Raw genomic sequence first — 16,735 nt, 5'->3', positions numbered from 1 at the left:
TTTAACCTCCCTTATTCATTTTCTTCTTCTATCTCCTTACATTTAATACATAAATTAGCTACAGGTCTTGCTTTTAATCTTTCAAAAGGTATTTCTGCTCCACACACTTCGCAAATTCCATAAGTTCCTGCTTCTATTTTTCTAAGTGAATACTCTATTTTTTTCAAAACTTTTCTATCTCTATCAAGGTTTCTTAATGTTAAAAATCTTCCTGCTTCTGTATCTGCTCTATCTATCTCATCTCCTCCTTCATAAGATAAAGGCTCACCTACTGCTTCTTTACTTTCTTTTAGTATCTGTTTTTTCCATTCTAAAAGGGAATTTTTAATCTCTTCTATCTGCTCTGGTGTTAAATGTTCCAATTTTTTTCTCCTTTTCTTATTTTTGTTAAATAAATTTAAAATATAAAAATTTTCAAGTCAAAAATTTTAAATTTGGTATTTTTTAAGAAAATTTTCGTCTATATCAATTATGCCTTTTTCTTTTAAACTATTTAAAACTTCTTTATTACATTTAATCTCTTCTGGCCATTTTCTATAATATCCATCAATATCATTTTTAGAAGTAGCATTTACTCCCCATATTTCTTCTATCCAAACATCATATAATGCATCTATATCTCCTGTTATTCTCCAAACAAGCATATATGGATTGTTTAAATCATTTTCTTTTTTATCATCAAGAAAAATCACTATTTTTAAATGTTTTTTTAGCTGTTTTAATTTATTAAAAATTTCTTTTACAGGTTTTGTTTTTTGTATTTTTACTAATAAAATTGGATTTGAAGTATCTGTAAAATACTGTTTTATCTCTTTTATATCTTTATCCAGTTTTTGAAGTTTTTCCAAAAGGGCTTTATCATCTAAAATTTCAATCTCTTTTTTTATTTCTTTACCTGTTGCATCTATTCCAAGTTTTCCACCAACGAGAGATTCATAACTTGCATGGTCAAGCTGGTCAACTATTCCTTCTGTAATTAAAAAGGATTTATTACTTAATCTATTTAGTATGTATCTTGCTAAATTTTCATAATCAGTTAAATCAGGTGCATTTTCATCAACAAAAATAGCATGCTTTAAAAAGCTCATCTGCCCAACTCCCCATAAAGCATGCATTATCTGTTTTGAATGACCTTTATATCTTGGGGATATTTTTGCAATAAGTAAGTTATGGAAACATCCATTTTCTGGCATATGATAATCTATTAAATCAGGGGTTGTTGTTTTTAAAAGTGGTAAAAATATTCTTTCTGTAGCCCATCCCATATATTTATCTTCAACAGGTGGCTTTCCTACTACTGTAGCTTGATATATAGGATTTTTTTTCATTGTAATTGCTTTAACTTCCATTACTGGAAATTTTTCAACAGGGGTATAATAACCAGTATGGTCTCCAAAAGGTCCTTCAGGGGCAAAATTATTCGGATCAACTTCTCCTTCTATTACTATATCAACATCTTCAGGAATATAAATATCATTTGTAATAGATTTTACAAGCTTTGGATTTTTATTTCTTATAAATCCATATAATAAAAGCTCAAAAATTCCATAAGGAAGTGGTGCTTGCCCACACCAAAAATATAATGGATCTCCTCCTATTGCTATAGAAACAGGCATTTTTTTACCTGCTTTTTTATACTCTTGAAAAAAATGATTTCCATCTTTATGAATCTGCCAATGGATAATAAGTTTATCTTTATTTAGTTTTTGGATTCTGTATAAACCAAGATTTTTTATTTTACCATCTATACTTTGAGTATAAATATGTCCTGCAGTTATAAATTTTCCTGCATCTTTTTCCCATGTTTTTAGTATAGGAATAATATCAAGATTTATATTTTCTGTGTATTTTATCTGCTGACATCTTCCTTCTTTTTTTAATTTTTTGGGAAATATATTTTTTAGTTTAAAAACAGTTTTTAAAGAATTTATTTTTTCTTTAAAACTTTCTGGTGGTTTTATATGTAATAATTCTTCTATCTCTTTTGCAATCTTATCTGGATGTTTTCCAAAAATAAATTCGGTAATTTCATAATTTGCAAAAGTATTCATTAATACAGGGATATCATATTTTATTCCTTCTTTTTTATCTACTGGATTTTTAAATAAAAGGATTTTTGAATCTTCTTTTTTAGTTTCTATATAAGCAACATGTGGAATTTCAAGATTAACATCTAAAGGCTTATCTATTATTTTAAGCCAGCTTCTTTTTTTTGCTTCTTCTAAAAACTGATTAATTTCCATTTTCTACCTGCTTTATTTTAAATTCGGGAATATCTTCATTTAAAAATGTTAAAAATTTATCTGGAATATAAAATCTAAAATTACCTTCACAATCATATTCCGGTTCAGTACCAATTATAAATAACTCTTTTTTATAATCACAAATTCCATCAGAAAGGCTAAAAGTTTTTTCATTTATAGGATAATAGGCAGTATCATCAGGAAATTTAAAATCTTCTACTTTATCAATATTTGCGTGAGCTGTAGCCATAAAATCTATCCAGATAGGAAGGGCAGTTCTTGCTCCTGTAGCTTTCCAGCCAATCTTTTTCTTTATATCATAACCAACCCATACTGCAGTAGTAATATATGGTGAAAATCCAATAAACCAACCATCTGAATATTCATCTGTTGTTCCTGTTTTCCCTGCTAAAGGAAGTCCTAAAACATTTGCCTGTTTTCCTGTTCCTTCTTTGATAACACCTTCTAACATATCTATTAATACTGCGTCTATATCTTCTGGTACAACTTGTTGACAGTTAGGTTTATTTTCATAAATAACTTCGCCTTTACTATTTTCTATCTTTTTTATTAAAAATGGCTCACATTTCTTACCATAATTTGCAAATGTGGCATAAACAGTTGCCATTTCAAGAGGGGATATATCTGCAGTTCCAAGAACAAGAGATTTAACATTTGGAAGCTCTGTTTTTATCCCAAGTTTATAAGCTAAATTTATTACTTCTTCAGAATTTAATTTATCATAAAGATATACAGAAGCTACATTTAAACTATGAACAAGGGCATATCTTAAAGAAACATCTCCATAAAACTTTTTATAAAAATTTTCCGGTATCCATTCTTCATATCTATCAGGATCCCAAAAAGATATAGGCTCATCTTTTAAAACAGAAACCTGGGTATAACCATTCATTAATGCATCTAAATAAACAATAGGTTTAAATGAAGAACCAGTTTGCCTTTTTGCATATAAAGCTCTATTAAATTGTGATTTTTTTATATCATATCCACCTACTAAAGCTCTTATCTCTCCTGTTTTTTGATCAATTGCAACTAATGCACCTTCTAAATAAGGAACAAACTCAAACTGATTTCCTCCTTTATATCTTACATAAACAGGCATTCCTTTATGAAAATATTTTGTTTTTTTATAATTAAAATATCCTTCAAAGTTTGGTAAAAGAATCTTAACTTTGTTTTTCTTAATATCAGAAACTAAACCTATATATATATTCCCTTCTTTTAATCTTTTTATTTTTTTTTGCTTTTTATACTGATTTAATAAAGTTTCTATTTCCTGTTTAGTAAGAGTTCTAATTCCAAATTTATCTTGAAGTAATTCTATGTTATTTTTCATTATTTCAGAAGCATTCATCTGTAAATCTTTATCTATAGTTGTATATACTTTATATCCACCTTTAGTTAAAGCTTCATATCCATATCTATCTACTAACCATTTTTTAACAGCTTCCACTGAATAATCATATATTTTTTCAGGTTTATCATAATTAAGATTTATAGGCTCTGATTTACATTTTTCTGCAGTATCTTCATCTATATAACCTTCTTTTAACATATTATTTATTACTACATCTCTTCTATATGTTGCTTCTTCTATATTTTTAAAAGGATCATACTTACTTGGTGCTTTTGGAAGTCCTGCTAAAACTGCCGCTTCACATATATTTAACTGCCATACATGTTTACCAAAGTAAGTTTCAGATGCCGCTTCAATCCCATAAGCCCCATGCCCTAAATATATCTCATTTAGATAAAGCTCTAAAATTTTATCTTTTGGATAAATCATATTTAGTTTTATAGCTAAAATAATTTCTCTTATTTTCCTATTTATTGTTCTTTTTGGTGTTAAAAATAGATTTTTTATAAGCTGTTGAGATATTGTACTTCCACCTTCTACTATATGCCCTGCTTTAATATCATTTATAAGTGCTCTTAATATAGCTTCAAAATCTATTCCTATATTTGTATAAAAACTTTTATCTTCTGTAGCTATAAATGCTTTTTTGACAAAGTCAGGTATTTTTTCTATTGGAACATAAATTCTTTTTTGAAGGTAGATTTCAGAAAGTAATTTACCTTTATAATCATATATTCTTGTAGCTTGTGAAGGTTGAAAATTTTCTAATTTCTTTATATCAGGTAAAGTAAAAGTTAAGTATAGAAAATATAAAAATATAGAAATAACTAAAAGCAATATTAAGCTTAAAAAAATTGTTCTAAATTTTATTTTTTTCATAGTTTAAATAGGAAATTTTGAGATTTATACCTTTATTTTAGCAAATTAATTAACCTTTAGTCTAAACTTTTATTATAATTGGTGAAAATGCTTTTACAGATAAAAGTACTAAATCACCAACTTTTAATCCTTTAATCTCTTCTTCAGTAGCTACTACCTTTAAAATATCATTTCCAACAAGTATTGTTATTACATAGACTATATCTTCTTTTTTTATATCTAAAATTTCTCCATAAATTTTTACTTTTCCAGATATTTTTTCTTCTAAAAAAACATCTTCAGGTGTTCCTTCTTTAATTATTTTCCCATTTTCTATTACAATAACCTTTTCAGACATTTTAAAAACTTCTGCTCTGTCATGACTTACCATTATAGTAGTTAGATTAAATCTTTTATGGATTTTTAAAATCTCTTTTTGTAGCATCTGTCTCATTTGATAGTCTAATGCAGATAAAGGCTCATCTAAAAGTAATATTTTAGGCTTTCTTGCTATAGCTCTTGCAAGAGCTACTCTTTGTTTTTGACCTCCTGACAATGTATTAATATTTCTTTTTCTTAAATTTTTTATATCTAAAATTTCAAGAAGTTCTTCAAGAAGATTTTTATCTTCTTTTTCCATTGCAAACTTTATATTTTCTTCAACATTCATATTAGGAAATAAAGCATAATCTTGAAATAAAAAGCCAATCTTTCTTTTTTGAGGTGGCAGATTTATACCTTTTTTAGTATCAAGCCATACTTCATCTACTACGTGTATAAATCCTTCATCTGCTTTTTCAAGACCTGCAATTGTTCTTAAAATAGTAGTTTTTCCACTTCCTGATTTTCCAAAAATTGTTATAAACTGATTATTTTTTATCTGTAAATCTATATCTAAATAAAAAGGTTTAATATCTGTAGAAATAAGCTTTTTTTTAATCTTTATTTTAATCATAGGGTTTTTATCCTTCTATTTAATGAATAAACTATGGCAAGAACTAAAAAGGATATTAAAAGCAGTATTAAGGCATATTTATGGGCTTCTTCATAGTTTAAACTTTCTACTTCTTCATAAATTGCTATAGATGCAACCTTTGTTTTTCCCGGAATAGAACCACCTACCATAAGAACAACTCCAAATTCTCCAATAGTATGGGCAAATGATAAAACTATTCCTGTTAAAAGTGAAGGTTTTATATTTGGAAGTATTACTTTTATTAAAGTTTGAAAAGTAGACTTTCCAAGAGTATAAGATGCTTCAATAATTGCTTTAGGAAGACTTTCCATCCCTGATTGAATAGGATGTACCATAAAAGGAAAGCTGTAAATAATAGATGCTACAACAAGTCCTTCAAAAGTAAAAACAAGTTTTAAATCAAAAAAGTTTTGTAAAAATTTTCCAATAGTTCCTGTAGGATCGAAAATTATTAAAAAATAAAATCCTAAAACAGTAGGAGGAAGAACAAGAGGAAGACTTACAATAGCTTCTAAAACTGATTTAAATTTAAAATTTTTATAAGCAAGGAAATATGCAACAGGGATGGCTAAAAAAAATAAAATAAAAGTAGTAATAAATGCAAGTTTAAAAGTAAGAAATAATGTTTGATAAAAATCTTCCATTAAACCTCCATAAGAGCTACTTCATTTGCTTTTATAAATGCTATTACTTTATCATCTTTTTTTAAATTCATTCTTTCTACCGAGGAAGTTGTAATTATTGATATTATTTTTTCACCTTCAAAATCAAGAATAACCTTAGTAAGAAGTTTTCCTTTTTCTATATTTGTAATTTTACATTCAAATCGATTAGAAAGGCTTATTTCTCCTGATAAATTTTTTCCAAGTGGTACTTCTGTTTCTTTGAATATTATAAATATTTCTTGGCCTTTTTTTATATCCTTTAAACCTTCTAAAAATACTGTTTTAAAAATTTCTCCTTTAATATCTATCTCTACAATATTTATTGAGCCTGTAGTTTTAATATCTTTAACTATTCCTTTTAATTTATTCATTTATCTGATAGCCATATTTTTTTAAAATTTCTTTTGATTCTTTTGTAAATAAAAACTGATAAAAAAGTTTTCCGTTTTTTCTTAACAAAACTACTCCTTGTGCTATAGGCTTATATTTAGTTCTATCTATTTCTATCCAATTTCCTTTATTTTTAAATTTTGGTGCTAAAACTATAGATTTTGCTGTAAATCCTGCATCTGCAAGGCCTTTATAAATATATAAACTTGCTTGTGAAACACTTTCACCATAAATAAGCTTATTTTTTACTTTTTGATAAATTTTGTAATTTTTTAGTATCTCTATACTTGCTTTTCCATAAGGAGCAAGTTTTGGATTTGGAACTGCTATTCTTTTTATATTATCTTTTGTTAAAACTTTAACTGATTTTAAAGGAATATTTTTCATTGTCCATAGTACTACAATGCCATAAGCATAAATTTTTGGCTTTTCTAAAGCAAAACCTTTTTTATATAAAAACTGAGGATATTTCATATCTGCTGAGATAAAAATATCAAAAGGAGCACCTCTAATAATCTGATTTGCCAATTTACCAGAAGAAGATACAATCTCTGAAACTTTGATATTATATTTTTTCTCAAAAATAGAAGCTATTTCTTTAATAGCATATTCTGCATTTGCAGAAACTGCTATAGTTATAGTTTTTCCATAAGAATTATAAAAAAATAAAAGTATTAAAACTAAACTTGAAAATTTTTTCACTTTAAAACCTCATTATTATTAAAATTCCAACAAAATTTTCAATTAATCAAACTTGACTCATCGTATTACTTAAAAATTTTAATATATTATAGTATTTATTAAATCCCAGGAGTAGAGGTTTTTATGATAACAAAAGAAAGAGCAAAACAGATTATATCAAATTTTAAAGATAAAAAGATTTTAATAATTGGAGATTTAATCTTAGATAAATATCTTTGGGGAGAAGTTGAAAGAATATCTCCAGAAGCACCTGTACCAGTAGTAGATGTAAAAAAAGAGACTGTAAATCTTGGTGGTGCTTGTAATGTAGCTTGGAATATATCTACTCTTGGAGCAAAAGCATCTATTGTTGGAGTTGTTGGAAAAGATGAAAATGGAAAAATTCTAAAAAATATGCTTGTAGAAAAAAATATAGAGCCAATTTTAATAGAAGATGAAACAAGGCCTACAACAGAAAAAACAAGAATTATAGCAGTAAGTCAACAACTTATTAGAATAGATAAAGAGAGTAAAGAAAAGCTTTCAAAAAATGTAAAAGAAGATGTTATTAAAAAAGTTAAAAATATTATTGAAGATTTTGATGCAGTAATAATTTCTGATTATGGAAAAGGTGTAGTATCAAGAGAATTAATAGAAATATCTATAAAAGCAAAAAAACCTGTATTTGTTGATCCAAAACCTTCTAATTTTCATCTATATGAAGGAATTACAATAATGACTCCTAATAAAAAAGAGGCTTATGAATGTATAAAAGAAAGTAGAGAAACACCAATAGAAGAAGTTGGAAAGAAAATAAAAGAAAAATTAAGAACAGAAAATCTTCTTATAACTCTTGGTAGTGAAGGTATGATGCTTTTTGAAGGAGATAAAATAACTCATATTCCAGCAAAAGCAAAAAAAGTTTTTGATGTTACAGGAGCAGGAGATACAGTAATTTCTGTTTTGACAGTTTCTAAGGTTTCAGGTGCTACATGGGAAGAAGCGGCATCTTTATCAAATTATGCAGGTGGCTGGGTAGTTGGAGAAATAGGAACAGTTGCAATAGATAGCAAAACATTATTATCTTTAGTACCATAACATCTCTAATTGAGACAAAATTGAGACTAATCACATCAGCAAACCCACATAAAACCTTGCATTCCTCCCAATTTTTAAGGGTATTGATAAACTACCTGAATTGTATTACATATATAGCTATGTAATACTTTTGCTTTGAGATAAGTAATGTATATTACGAAAATGACTAAAAAAGGACAAATTACAATTCCTGCTGAATATAGAAAGAAAATTAATTCAAAATATTATTCTATAGAAATAAAAGATAATCAGATTATTATAAAACCTGTTAGTTCTTTAGTAGGAAGTTTAAAAAAATATACTAAGAAAAATGAAAATATAGAAAAGATAATGGAAAAAGAAAAAGAGATTTTCAAGGAAGCTATTATTGAAAAGCATAATAGTTGATGCAAATGAGATTTATGAAACAAAAAATTAGATTTTATAGATTGCGTTTTATGTGCTATGTCTAAGGATTATAAAATAAAAACTTTTGATAAAAAGCTAAATAATTGTATAAAAAAATAAAAAAAAGATAAATGCTACCGAAAGGTAGCAAAATCTAAGTTAAGATAGGTAATATAATTTACATTCCTATTACATTATAACCAGCATCTACATGGAGTATTTCACCTGTAATTCCTGATGCAAAGTCTGAACATAAAAATAAAGCAGCATTTCCAACTTCTTCTATACTGACTGATTTTTTTAAAGGAGCTCTTTCTTCAGACATCTTTTGAATTGCAGAAAATTGATCAATACCACTTGCTGCTACTGTCTTAATAGGACCTGCAGAAATTGCATTCACTCTAACTTTTTTTATCTCTCCTAAATCTCTTGCAAGATATCTTACAGATGCTTCAAGTGCTGCTTTTGCAACTCCCATAACATTATAGTTATATATTACTTTTTCTGCTCCATAATAAGATAAGGTTAATAAACTTCCACCTTCATTTAATATTGGTAAAAACTGTCTTGCAAGAGCTGTAAAAGAATAAACACTTATATCCATAGCTTGTAAAAAAGACTGTCTATCTACTCTATAATAATAATCTTTAAGATATTCCTTATTTGCGTAAGCTATAGAATGAATAATAATATCAACAACTTCCCATTTTTCTTTAACAACATTAAAAAATTCCTCAATCTCCTCATCTGAGGAAACATCAAGTTTATGAAAAATAGTTGCTCCAAGTTCTTCAGATATAGGTTTTAATTTTTTCTCAAACTTTTCATTTAAATAATTAATTCCTATTTCTGCTCCTTCTTGTTTAAAAACTTTTGCAATTCCATAAGCTATACTTCTTTTATTTGCAATACCAAGTACTAAAGCTTTTTTACCTTCTAATAAACCCATTTTTTTCCTCCATTTAATCTTTCATTGTTGCTTTGCAGTTTTCATCATATATAGCTTCCCAGCCTGCAGGTGTCTTAAACACTCTTATACATTTTATTTTTCTATTTTCATCAAGTTCAAACCAATGTCTTGTACCAGCTGGTACTACTATTAAATCTCCTGCCTCAATCCATACTTCCACAATTTCTCCATCCAGCTTTAAAGGAAATACTCCACTACCATGTACTACAAATCTAACTTCATCATCTACATGATGATGTTCTTTTTTAAATTTTTCTAATAAGTTTTCAAGATTAGGTGTTTTTTCAGATAATACTACTATATCTTCTGTAATATATCCTTTTTCTTTTTTCAATCTTTCAAGTTCTTCTTTATAAGCGTCTATTATTGCTTTTTGTTCTTCTTCTGTTAATTCATAATTTTCAATTAAATTTTGTGGAAGTCTATCAACTCCCCATCTTTCATATAAAACTCCATACTTGTCTAAAAATGATTTTATTTCATTTATATCCTCAACAACTTTTCCTGAGTTTCTAAATACAAGCCTTGGCATTTTCAACACCTCCTTAAAAAATATTTTTACTACCTTTAAAAAGTATTAAATCTTTCATATATTCAAACATAAATTCAAAAGCTTCTATATGTCTTTTTGCTTCAAACTCATTCCTTCCCCAAGCATAAATACCGTGATTTCTTATTAAAATAGCTGGCACCTCTGGATTTAAAGCTTTTCCAGCTTCTTCTGCAAGTTTATTTAAATCAAAAAAGTTTTCAATAATTGGAATTTCTATATAAGCATTTTCTTTCCATATATCAAGGGCTTTTATCATTTCTAAGTTTTTAATAGGTACAAAACCATCTTCAAAATAAATTTCAGATATAAAATTATTATTGACAGTATGAATATGGATAACCATTCCCGCATCTGTTCTTTGATAAACTTGAGAATGTATTTTTGTTTCGGCCGAAGGTTTTAACTTTGTTTTTTCTATTGGATTTGCATCTTTATCAACAAATATAACATCTTCATGGGTCACAGTTCCTTTGTCTTTTCCACTACTTGTAATTGCAAAATATAGAGGGTTATCATGAAGTTTATAGGAAAGATTCCCACTTGTTGCAGGGAACCAACCTTTATTATAAAGTTTTACTTTTATATCATTTAATACATTTACAGCTTTTTGTTTTTCTTCTTGATAAAGTCTATATGGCATTTTTTACCTCAACTTGATATCTTAAATTATAAATTTTATCATCTTTAAATATATTTTATTAGATTTTGAAAAATTGCTATTTTCTATGTTAATATAATTTAGATTAAATATTTAATGGAGGAAAACTGTGGAGCATATTCATGTTGGTGTGATACCAGATATTACTTTGTTTATACAATTGTTTTTATTCTTAATATTTATGTTTGTAATGAAAAAAATATTTTTTGATCCTTATCTTGAATTATATCAAGAAAGAGAAAACACAGTTTCATCTTTATTAGCAGAAGCTGAAAAAAATAATAAAGAAGTAGAAAAAATTCTTCAAGAAGTGGAAAAATTACTAAATGAATCTAAGGAAGAAGCTAAAAAAATAATGGAAATTTCTAAAAAAGAAGCAAATGAACTTGCATCTAGTATTTTAAAATCTGCAACAGAAGAAGCTGAGAAACTTATAGAAAAAGAAAAACAAAAAATTGAAAAAATTGTAGAAGAAGAAAAAGAAAAAATTGATAAAGTAATAGAAGAAATTTCAAAAGAAATAGTAGAAAAAATTATTCCTAAGGAGAAAGCAGCATGAGAAAAGCATTAATGTTTTCTTTATTTATAATTGGAACTTCTATAGCATCTGAGGGTGGTGCTGACTCAGCATTTATCTGGAAATTAATAAATACTATCATTCTATTTACATTAGTATTTATAATAGCTAAAAAATATATTGTTAAATACTTTTCTAATAGAAAAAAATCTATAGAAACAATGATTGAAGAAGCCAAAAAAGCAAAATTAGAAAGTGAAAAAGCATTACAAGAAGCTAAACAAAGATTAGAAGAAGCAAATATAAAGTATAAAGAAAATATAAAACTTGCAGAGGAAACTGCAAAACAAGAAAAAGAAGCAATAATAAATGAAGCAAAAGAAATTGCAGAAAGAATAAAACAACAAGCCCAAGAAAGTGTTGAGATAGAAGTGAAAAAAGCAAAAGCAAAACTTAAAAAATATGCAGCAGAAAAAGCCCTTGAAGTCTCTCAACAACTTGTAAAACAGTCTATTAATCCTGAAGTTAATAAACAAATAGTAAAAAGAACGATAAAACAACTGGAGGCATAAATGAAGATAGATAAAAAGCTATTAAAAAGGGTTGTGAAAGTTCTTTTAAATAAACTTCCAAAAGAAGAAGCTATTTTATTAAAAGCAGCTGATGATTTAGAGCTTTTCCAATTTTTATACAAAAAAAATAAAGATTTTAGGAATTTTTTATTAGAGCCTAAATTAGATGTAAACAAAAAATTAGAATTTTTAGACAAATTTGGCAAAGAAAATAATATAAATGAAACTGTTTTAGAGGCTGTTAAATATATTACAAAAGTAAATAGAGCAAATCTTTTAAAAGTTTTATCAAAAGAATTTAGATTTGAAATAGAAAAATTCTTTGGGACTGTAAAAGGGGAAATAATTACTGCTTATGAGATAGAAGAAGATGAAATAAAAGAAGTAAAAGATATTTTAGAGAAAAAAATTGGTAAAAAAGTAGAGTTTGAAATTAAGAAAGATCCATCAATTATTGGTGGAATAGTAGTTAAAGCAGGAAGTTATATATTAGATGCTTCAATAAAATCATTTTTAAATAAACTTGCTTATAACTTAACAAGATAAGATTAAAAGGAGGTTAATAGATGACAATAAGAAGTGAAGAAATAGTAGAAAGCTTAAAAAAACAACTTGAAGAGTTTGAAGCTACTGCAAACTTAGAAGAAGTTGGAACAGTTGTTCAGGTTGGAGATGGTGTCGCTAAGGTTTTTGGTCTTGAAAAAGCAGTAATGGGTGAAATGCTTGATTTTGAAAATGGTTTAACTGGAGTTGTGTTTAACCTTGAAGAAGATAGTGTTGGAGCTGTTTTACTTGGAGATGAAAGTTTAATAAAAGAAGGTTCTACTGTAAAAAGAACTGGAAAAATATTAGAAGTTCCTGTAGGAAAGGGACTTGTAGGAAGAGTTGTTGATGGTATAGGAAGACCTATAGATGGAAAAGGAGAACTTGAAGATATAGCATATTATTCACCTGTTGAGAAAATTGCACCAGGTGTTGTAAAAAGAAAATCTGTTCATGAACCTCTTCAAACTGGTATTAAAGCAATAGATGCAATGATACCTATAGGAAGAGGACAAAGGGAATTAATTATTGGTGATAGATCTACAGGTAAAACAACAATTGCCATAGATACAATTCTTAACCAAAAAGGTGAAAATGTTTACTGTGTATATGTTGCAATAGGACAAAAAAGAGGGGTTGTAAGACAAGTTGTTGAAACTCTTCAAAAACATGGAGCAATGGAATATACAACTGTAGTAGCTGCTACAGCTTCAGATCCTGCAACTATGCAATACATAGCTCCATTCGTTGGTTGTACAATTGCTGAATACTTTAGAGATAATGGAATGCATGCACTTGTAATATATGATGATTTAACAAAGCATGCATATGCATATAGACAGTTATCACTTCTTTTAAGAAGACCTCCAGGAAGGGAAGCTTATCCTGGTGATGTTTTCTATCTTCATTCAAGACTTCTTGAAAGAGCAGCTAAACTTAATGACGATCTTGGAGCAGGCTCATTAACAGCACTTCCAATTATTGAAACTCAAGCAGGTGATGTTGCTGCTTATGTACCTACAAACGTTATATCTATTACTGATGGTCAGATATTCCTTGAAACAGATTTATTTAACAAAGGTATAAGACCTGCTATTAATGTTGGTCTTTCTGTATCAAGGGTTGGTGGTGCAGCTCAGATAAAAGCAATGAAACAAGTGGCTGGTACTTTAAGACTTGAACTTGCTCAGTTTAGAGAGCTTGAAGCCTTTGTTCAGTTTGCATCTGAACTTGACAAAGCTACTCAAAGACAGATTGCAAGAGGTCAAAGAATGGTTGAACTCCTAAAACAGCCACCAAATAAACCGGTACCAGTAGAAAAACAAGTAGCTATTATTTATGCAGGAGTTAATGGTTATCTTGATGATGTTCCTGTTGAAGCTATTCAAAAGTTTGAGCAAGAGTTTTATGTATTCTTAGATAATGAACATCCTGAGATATTAGAACTTATAAGAACTGAAAAACAATTAAATGATGAAATAAAAGCAAAACTTGATGAAGCTATAAAAGAATTCAAACAAAAAGTTGCTTTTTAAGAGAGGTAAAAAATGGCAAAACTCTCAACAAGGGATATAAAAAGGAAAATACAAGGTATTAAAAATACGCAAAGAATAACAAAAGCTATGAAAGCTGTATCTGCAGCTAAACTTAGAAAAGCTCAGATACAGCTCCAAGCTACAAGACCTTATTCTGAGAAACTTTATGAGCTTATAAATGATCTTGGAATGCATGTGGATCCTGAAGCACATCCTCTTTTAAGAATAAGAGAAGAAAAAAAAGTAGATTATGTAGTAGTAACAGCAGATAGAGGTCTTGCAGGAGCTTTTAACTCAAATGTTATAAAAAAAGTAGTTAAAGATGTTCAACATTTAGAAGAAGAAGGTAAAAATGTTAGTTTAATACTTTTTGGAAGAAAAGCAGTTCAATTTTTCAAAAATAAAGGATATAACATTATTGCTGAATATGAAGATATATATAGAGATAATGTAAACTTAACATTTACTTCAAAAGTTGGAAGTATTCTTTCAGAAAGATATATAAAAGAAGAAACTGATGCTATATATATAATTAACAATGAATTAATTACAACTGCTACTTATGAAACAAAAGTAAGAAAGTTATTCCCTATAGAACCTAAAATAGATTTAGAAAAAATAGATAAAATGGTTCAATATAATATTGAGCCAACTAAAGAAGCAGTATTAGAAAATCTTTTAATTCAGTATATAGACTTTCAACTTTATAGAGCAATGGTTGAATCTTTAACTGCAGAACATGCAGCAAGAATGCTTGCAATGGATAATGCAACAAGAAATGCAGGTGAAGCTATAAGAAGATGGACTATTATCTTTAATAAAGCAAGACAAGAATCTATTACAACTGAATTAATTGATATTGTTAACGCTGCAGAAGCTTTAAAGTAAAGTAAAAAAGGAGGAAATAAATAATGGCTGAAAACAACAAAGGTAAAATTATACAGGTAATAGGACCTGTAGTAGATGTTGAATTTGAATCAGGAGATTTACCAGAAATAAAAAATTCTTTAAAAACAATTAGAAAAGCAATTGATGATACAGGAAAAGAATATGAAGAAGAACTTTATCTTGAAGTTGCTCAACATTTAGGAGAAAGAAGAGTAAGAACAGTTGCATATGGTCCAACTGATGGTCTTGTTAGAGGACAAGAAGTTGAAAATTTAGGTTCTCCTGTTAAAATACCTGTAGGTAAACCAGTTCTTGGAAGAATTTTCAACGTTGTTGGTAAACCTATTGATGAAGCAGGACCAGTAGAAGCTGAAGAACACTGGCCAATATTTAGACCTGCACCTTCTTTTGAAGATCAAGCAACAAAAGTTGAGATATTTGAGACAGGTATTAAAGTTATAGACTTACTTGTTCCATTTATAAAAGGTGGTAAAGTTGGATTATTTGGTGGTGCAGGTGTTGGAAAAACAGTTTTAATGCAAGAATTAATCCATAATATAGCAAAATTCCATTCTGGATATTCTGTAGTTGTTGGTGTTGGAGAAAGAACAAGAGAAGGTAATGATCTTTGGATGGAAATGAAAGAATCTGGAGTTCTTCCTTATACTGCTATGGTATATGGACAAATGAATGAGCCTCCAGGAGTTAGATTTAGAGTTGCTCATACAGGTTTAACAATAGCAGAATATTTTAGAGATGTTGAAAATCAAGATGTTCTTATATTTATAGATAATATCTTTAGATTTGTTCAAGCTGGTGCAGAGGTTTCTACACTCCTTGGAAGACTTCCTTCTGCAGTTGGTTATCAACCAACTCTTGGAACTGACGTTGGTGAAGTTCAAGAAAGAATTGCATCAACTAAAAATGGTTCTATTACATCTATTCAAGCAGTTTATGTACCTGCTGACGATATTACAGACCCAGCTCCAGCATCTATATTTGCACACTTAGATGCTACAATTGTTCTTCAAAGAAGACTTGCAGAACTTGGTATCTATCCTGCTATAGATCCTCTTGAATCAACATCTAAGGCTCTTGCACCTGAGTATGTTGGAGAAGAACATTACACAGTTGCAAGAGAAGTTCAAAGAATATTACAAAGATATAAAGAACTTCAAGAGATTATTGCAATTCTTGGTATGGAAGAACTCTCTGAAGAAGATAAAACTATTGTTTACAGAGCTAGAAAATTACAAAGATTCCTTGCTCAAAAATTCCACGTTGCAGAACAGTTTACAGGACAACCTGGTGATTACGTAAAAAGAGAAGATACAATTAGATCATTTAAAGAAGTTGTTGAAGGAAAATGGGATCATCTTCCTGAACAAGCTTTCTATATGGTTGCTGACATTGAAGATGCTAAAAGAAAAGCAGAAGAAATGGCTAAAAAAGAAGCTTAATATAATTTTTTTGGGGGTTTTACCCCCTTTATTTTTCTCTTGTTCTCAAAATCCAAAAGAAAAAATTTGTAAAGAGCTTTATGGAACTATGAAAGACTGTTATTATGCAAACACTTTTTCAAAAGAAGTCCCTTGTAATCCTCTATCTTATCTTGCTTATAAAGCGGCTATAAAAGAAGGAAAAAATGAAGATTTAGCTCGTAAATTCCAATATTCATGCTATTATGGATGTAATAAATACAAAAATAATTTAAAACTTCCCTCTTATCAAGAATTTAAAACAGCAATGTGTAATTTTTAATATTGTATTAATATAGAGAATACACAGTCAAATCAAACTTTAAAAATCACTAAAATAAAAAT

Annotated in this window: 19 protein-coding genes; 9 read left to right on the top strand and 10 right to left on the bottom strand. The window is 28.2% G+C overall.

Going from position 1 to position 16,735, the window contains the following annotated elements; translation table 11 throughout:
* Window positions 1-11: 11 nt before the first annotated feature.
* The 7 genes from dksA to modA form a co-directional block, all read right to left on the bottom strand.
* Entirely contained in the window at window positions 12-362 is a 351-nt protein-coding gene (gene dksA / locus CLV39_RS02700; protein WP_121922678.1) for an RNA polymerase-binding protein DksA, read from the bottom strand.
* Between the two features lie 66 nt (window positions 363-428).
* Window positions 429-2,237 (bottom strand): menaquinone biosynthesis decarboxylase, encoded by a 1,809-nt coding sequence (locus tag CLV39_RS02695; protein WP_407927230.1) that lies wholly within the window; start codon window positions 2,235-2,237, stop codon window positions 429-431.
* Window positions 2,233-4,458, bottom strand: coding sequence for a penicillin-binding protein 1A (locus tag CLV39_RS02690; protein ID WP_211325033.1), 2,226 nt, complete (start codon window positions 4,456-4,458; stop codon window positions 2,233-2,235). The genes CLV39_RS02695 and CLV39_RS02690 overlap by 5 nt, the downstream gene beginning before the upstream one ends.
* Before the next feature lie 103 nt (window positions 4,459-4,561).
* Entirely contained in the window at window positions 4,562-5,434 is an 873-nt protein-coding gene (locus tag CLV39_RS02685) for an ABC transporter ATP-binding protein (protein ID WP_121922675.1), read from the bottom strand.
* Window positions 5,431-6,099 (bottom strand): molybdate ABC transporter permease subunit, encoded by a 669-nt coding sequence (modB, locus tag CLV39_RS02680; protein WP_121922674.1) that lies wholly within the window; start codon window positions 6,097-6,099, stop codon window positions 5,431-5,433. Before modB ends, CLV39_RS02685 begins: the two co-directional genes overlap by 4 nt.
* A complete protein-coding gene (locus tag CLV39_RS02675; RefSeq protein ID WP_121922673.1) occupies window positions 6,099-6,491 on the bottom strand; it encodes a TOBE domain-containing protein in 393 nt (130 codons plus the stop codon). The genes modB and CLV39_RS02675 overlap by 1 nt, the downstream gene beginning before the upstream one ends.
* Entirely contained in the window at window positions 6,484-7,212 is a 729-nt protein-coding gene (gene modA, locus CLV39_RS02670; RefSeq protein WP_121922672.1) for a molybdate ABC transporter substrate-binding protein, read from the bottom strand. Before modA ends, CLV39_RS02675 begins: the two co-directional genes overlap by 8 nt.
* Before the next feature lie 123 nt (window positions 7,213-7,335).
* On the opposite strand from modA, the gene rfaE1 reads away from it, so the two are divergent.
* Both rfaE1 and CLV39_RS02660 read left to right on the top strand, forming a co-directional pair.
* Window positions 7,336-8,289, top strand: a complete 954-nt coding sequence (gene rfaE1 / locus CLV39_RS02665) for a D-glycero-beta-D-manno-heptose-7-phosphate kinase (RefSeq protein WP_121922671.1) — start codon at window positions 7,336-7,338, stop codon at window positions 8,287-8,289.
* 147 nt (window positions 8,290-8,436) lie between these two features.
* Window positions 8,437-8,676 carry an AbrB/MazE/SpoVT family DNA-binding domain-containing protein gene (locus CLV39_RS02660; RefSeq protein WP_121922670.1) on the top strand — a complete coding sequence of 80 codons (240 nt, stop codon included), beginning with the start codon at window positions 8,437-8,439 and terminating at the stop codon, window positions 8,674-8,676.
* A gap of 178 nt (window positions 8,677-8,854) precedes the next feature.
* Here CLV39_RS02660 and CLV39_RS02655 read toward each other — a convergent pair whose 3' ends face one another.
* Genes CLV39_RS02655 through CLV39_RS02645 form a run of 3 tightly spaced genes read right to left on the bottom strand, consistent with a single transcriptional unit; the run spans window position 8,855 to window position 10,839 of the window.
* On the bottom strand, window positions 8,855-9,625 hold the full coding sequence (locus CLV39_RS02655; RefSeq protein ID WP_121922669.1) for an enoyl-ACP reductase FabI: 771 nt from the start codon (window positions 9,623-9,625) through the stop codon (window positions 8,855-8,857).
* A gap of 13 nt (window positions 9,626-9,638) precedes the next feature.
* Window positions 9,639-10,178: a 1,2-dihydroxy-3-keto-5-methylthiopentene dioxygenase gene (locus CLV39_RS02650; protein ID WP_121922668.1), complete on the bottom strand. Its 540-nt coding sequence runs from the start codon at window positions 10,176-10,178 to the stop codon at window positions 9,639-9,641.
* A 13-nt stretch (window positions 10,179-10,191) separates the two neighbouring features.
* On the bottom strand, window positions 10,192-10,839 hold the full coding sequence (locus tag CLV39_RS02645; RefSeq protein ID WP_121922667.1) for a methylthioribulose 1-phosphate dehydratase: 648 nt from the start codon (window positions 10,837-10,839) through the stop codon (window positions 10,192-10,194).
* A gap of 127 nt (window positions 10,840-10,966) precedes the next feature.
* Between CLV39_RS02645 and CLV39_RS02640 the strand changes: the two genes are divergently transcribed.
* The 7 genes from CLV39_RS02640 (at window position 10,967) to CLV39_RS08545 (ending at window position 16,673) form a co-directional block, all read left to right on the top strand.
* Window positions 10,967-11,416, top strand: a complete 450-nt coding sequence (locus CLV39_RS02640; RefSeq protein ID WP_245960286.1) for an ATP synthase F0 subunit B — start codon at window positions 10,967-10,969, stop codon at window positions 11,414-11,416.
* Window positions 11,413-11,946, top strand: coding sequence for a F0F1 ATP synthase subunit B family protein (locus tag CLV39_RS02635; protein ID WP_121922666.1), 534 nt, complete (start codon window positions 11,413-11,415; stop codon window positions 11,944-11,946). The genes CLV39_RS02640 and CLV39_RS02635 overlap by 4 nt, the downstream gene beginning before the upstream one ends.
* On the top strand, window positions 11,947-12,492 hold the full coding sequence (gene atpH, locus CLV39_RS02630) for an ATP synthase F1 subunit delta (protein ID WP_121922665.1): 546 nt from the start codon (window positions 11,947-11,949) through the stop codon (window positions 12,490-12,492). It begins immediately after the preceding gene.
* A 20-nt stretch (window positions 12,493-12,512) separates the two neighbouring features.
* Window positions 12,513-14,024 (top strand): F0F1 ATP synthase subunit alpha, encoded by a 1,512-nt coding sequence (atpA, locus tag CLV39_RS02625; protein WP_121922664.1) that lies wholly within the window; start codon window positions 12,513-12,515, stop codon window positions 14,022-14,024.
* Window positions 14,025-14,036: 12 nt separating this feature from the next.
* Window positions 14,037-14,912 carry a F0F1 ATP synthase subunit gamma gene (locus CLV39_RS02620; protein ID WP_121922663.1) on the top strand — a complete coding sequence of 292 codons (876 nt, stop codon included), beginning with the start codon at window positions 14,037-14,039 and terminating at the stop codon, window positions 14,910-14,912.
* Between the two features lie 23 nt (window positions 14,913-14,935).
* Window positions 14,936-16,372, top strand: coding sequence for a F0F1 ATP synthase subunit beta (gene atpD / locus CLV39_RS02615; protein WP_121922662.1), 1,437 nt, complete (start codon window positions 14,936-14,938; stop codon window positions 16,370-16,372).
* Window positions 16,373-16,460: 88 nt separating this feature from the next.
* Window positions 16,461-16,673, top strand: a complete 213-nt coding sequence (locus CLV39_RS08545) for a hypothetical protein (RefSeq protein ID WP_147435392.1) — start codon at window positions 16,461-16,463, stop codon at window positions 16,671-16,673.
* Window positions 16,674-16,735 lie beyond the last annotated feature (62 nt).

The organism is Hydrogenothermus marinus (genome assembly GCF_003688665.1).
Taxonomy (GTDB): domain Bacteria; phylum Aquificota; class Aquificia; order Aquificales; family Hydrogenothermaceae; genus Hydrogenothermus; species Hydrogenothermus marinus.
This window is presented reverse-complemented; position numbering and strand designations above follow the sequence as displayed.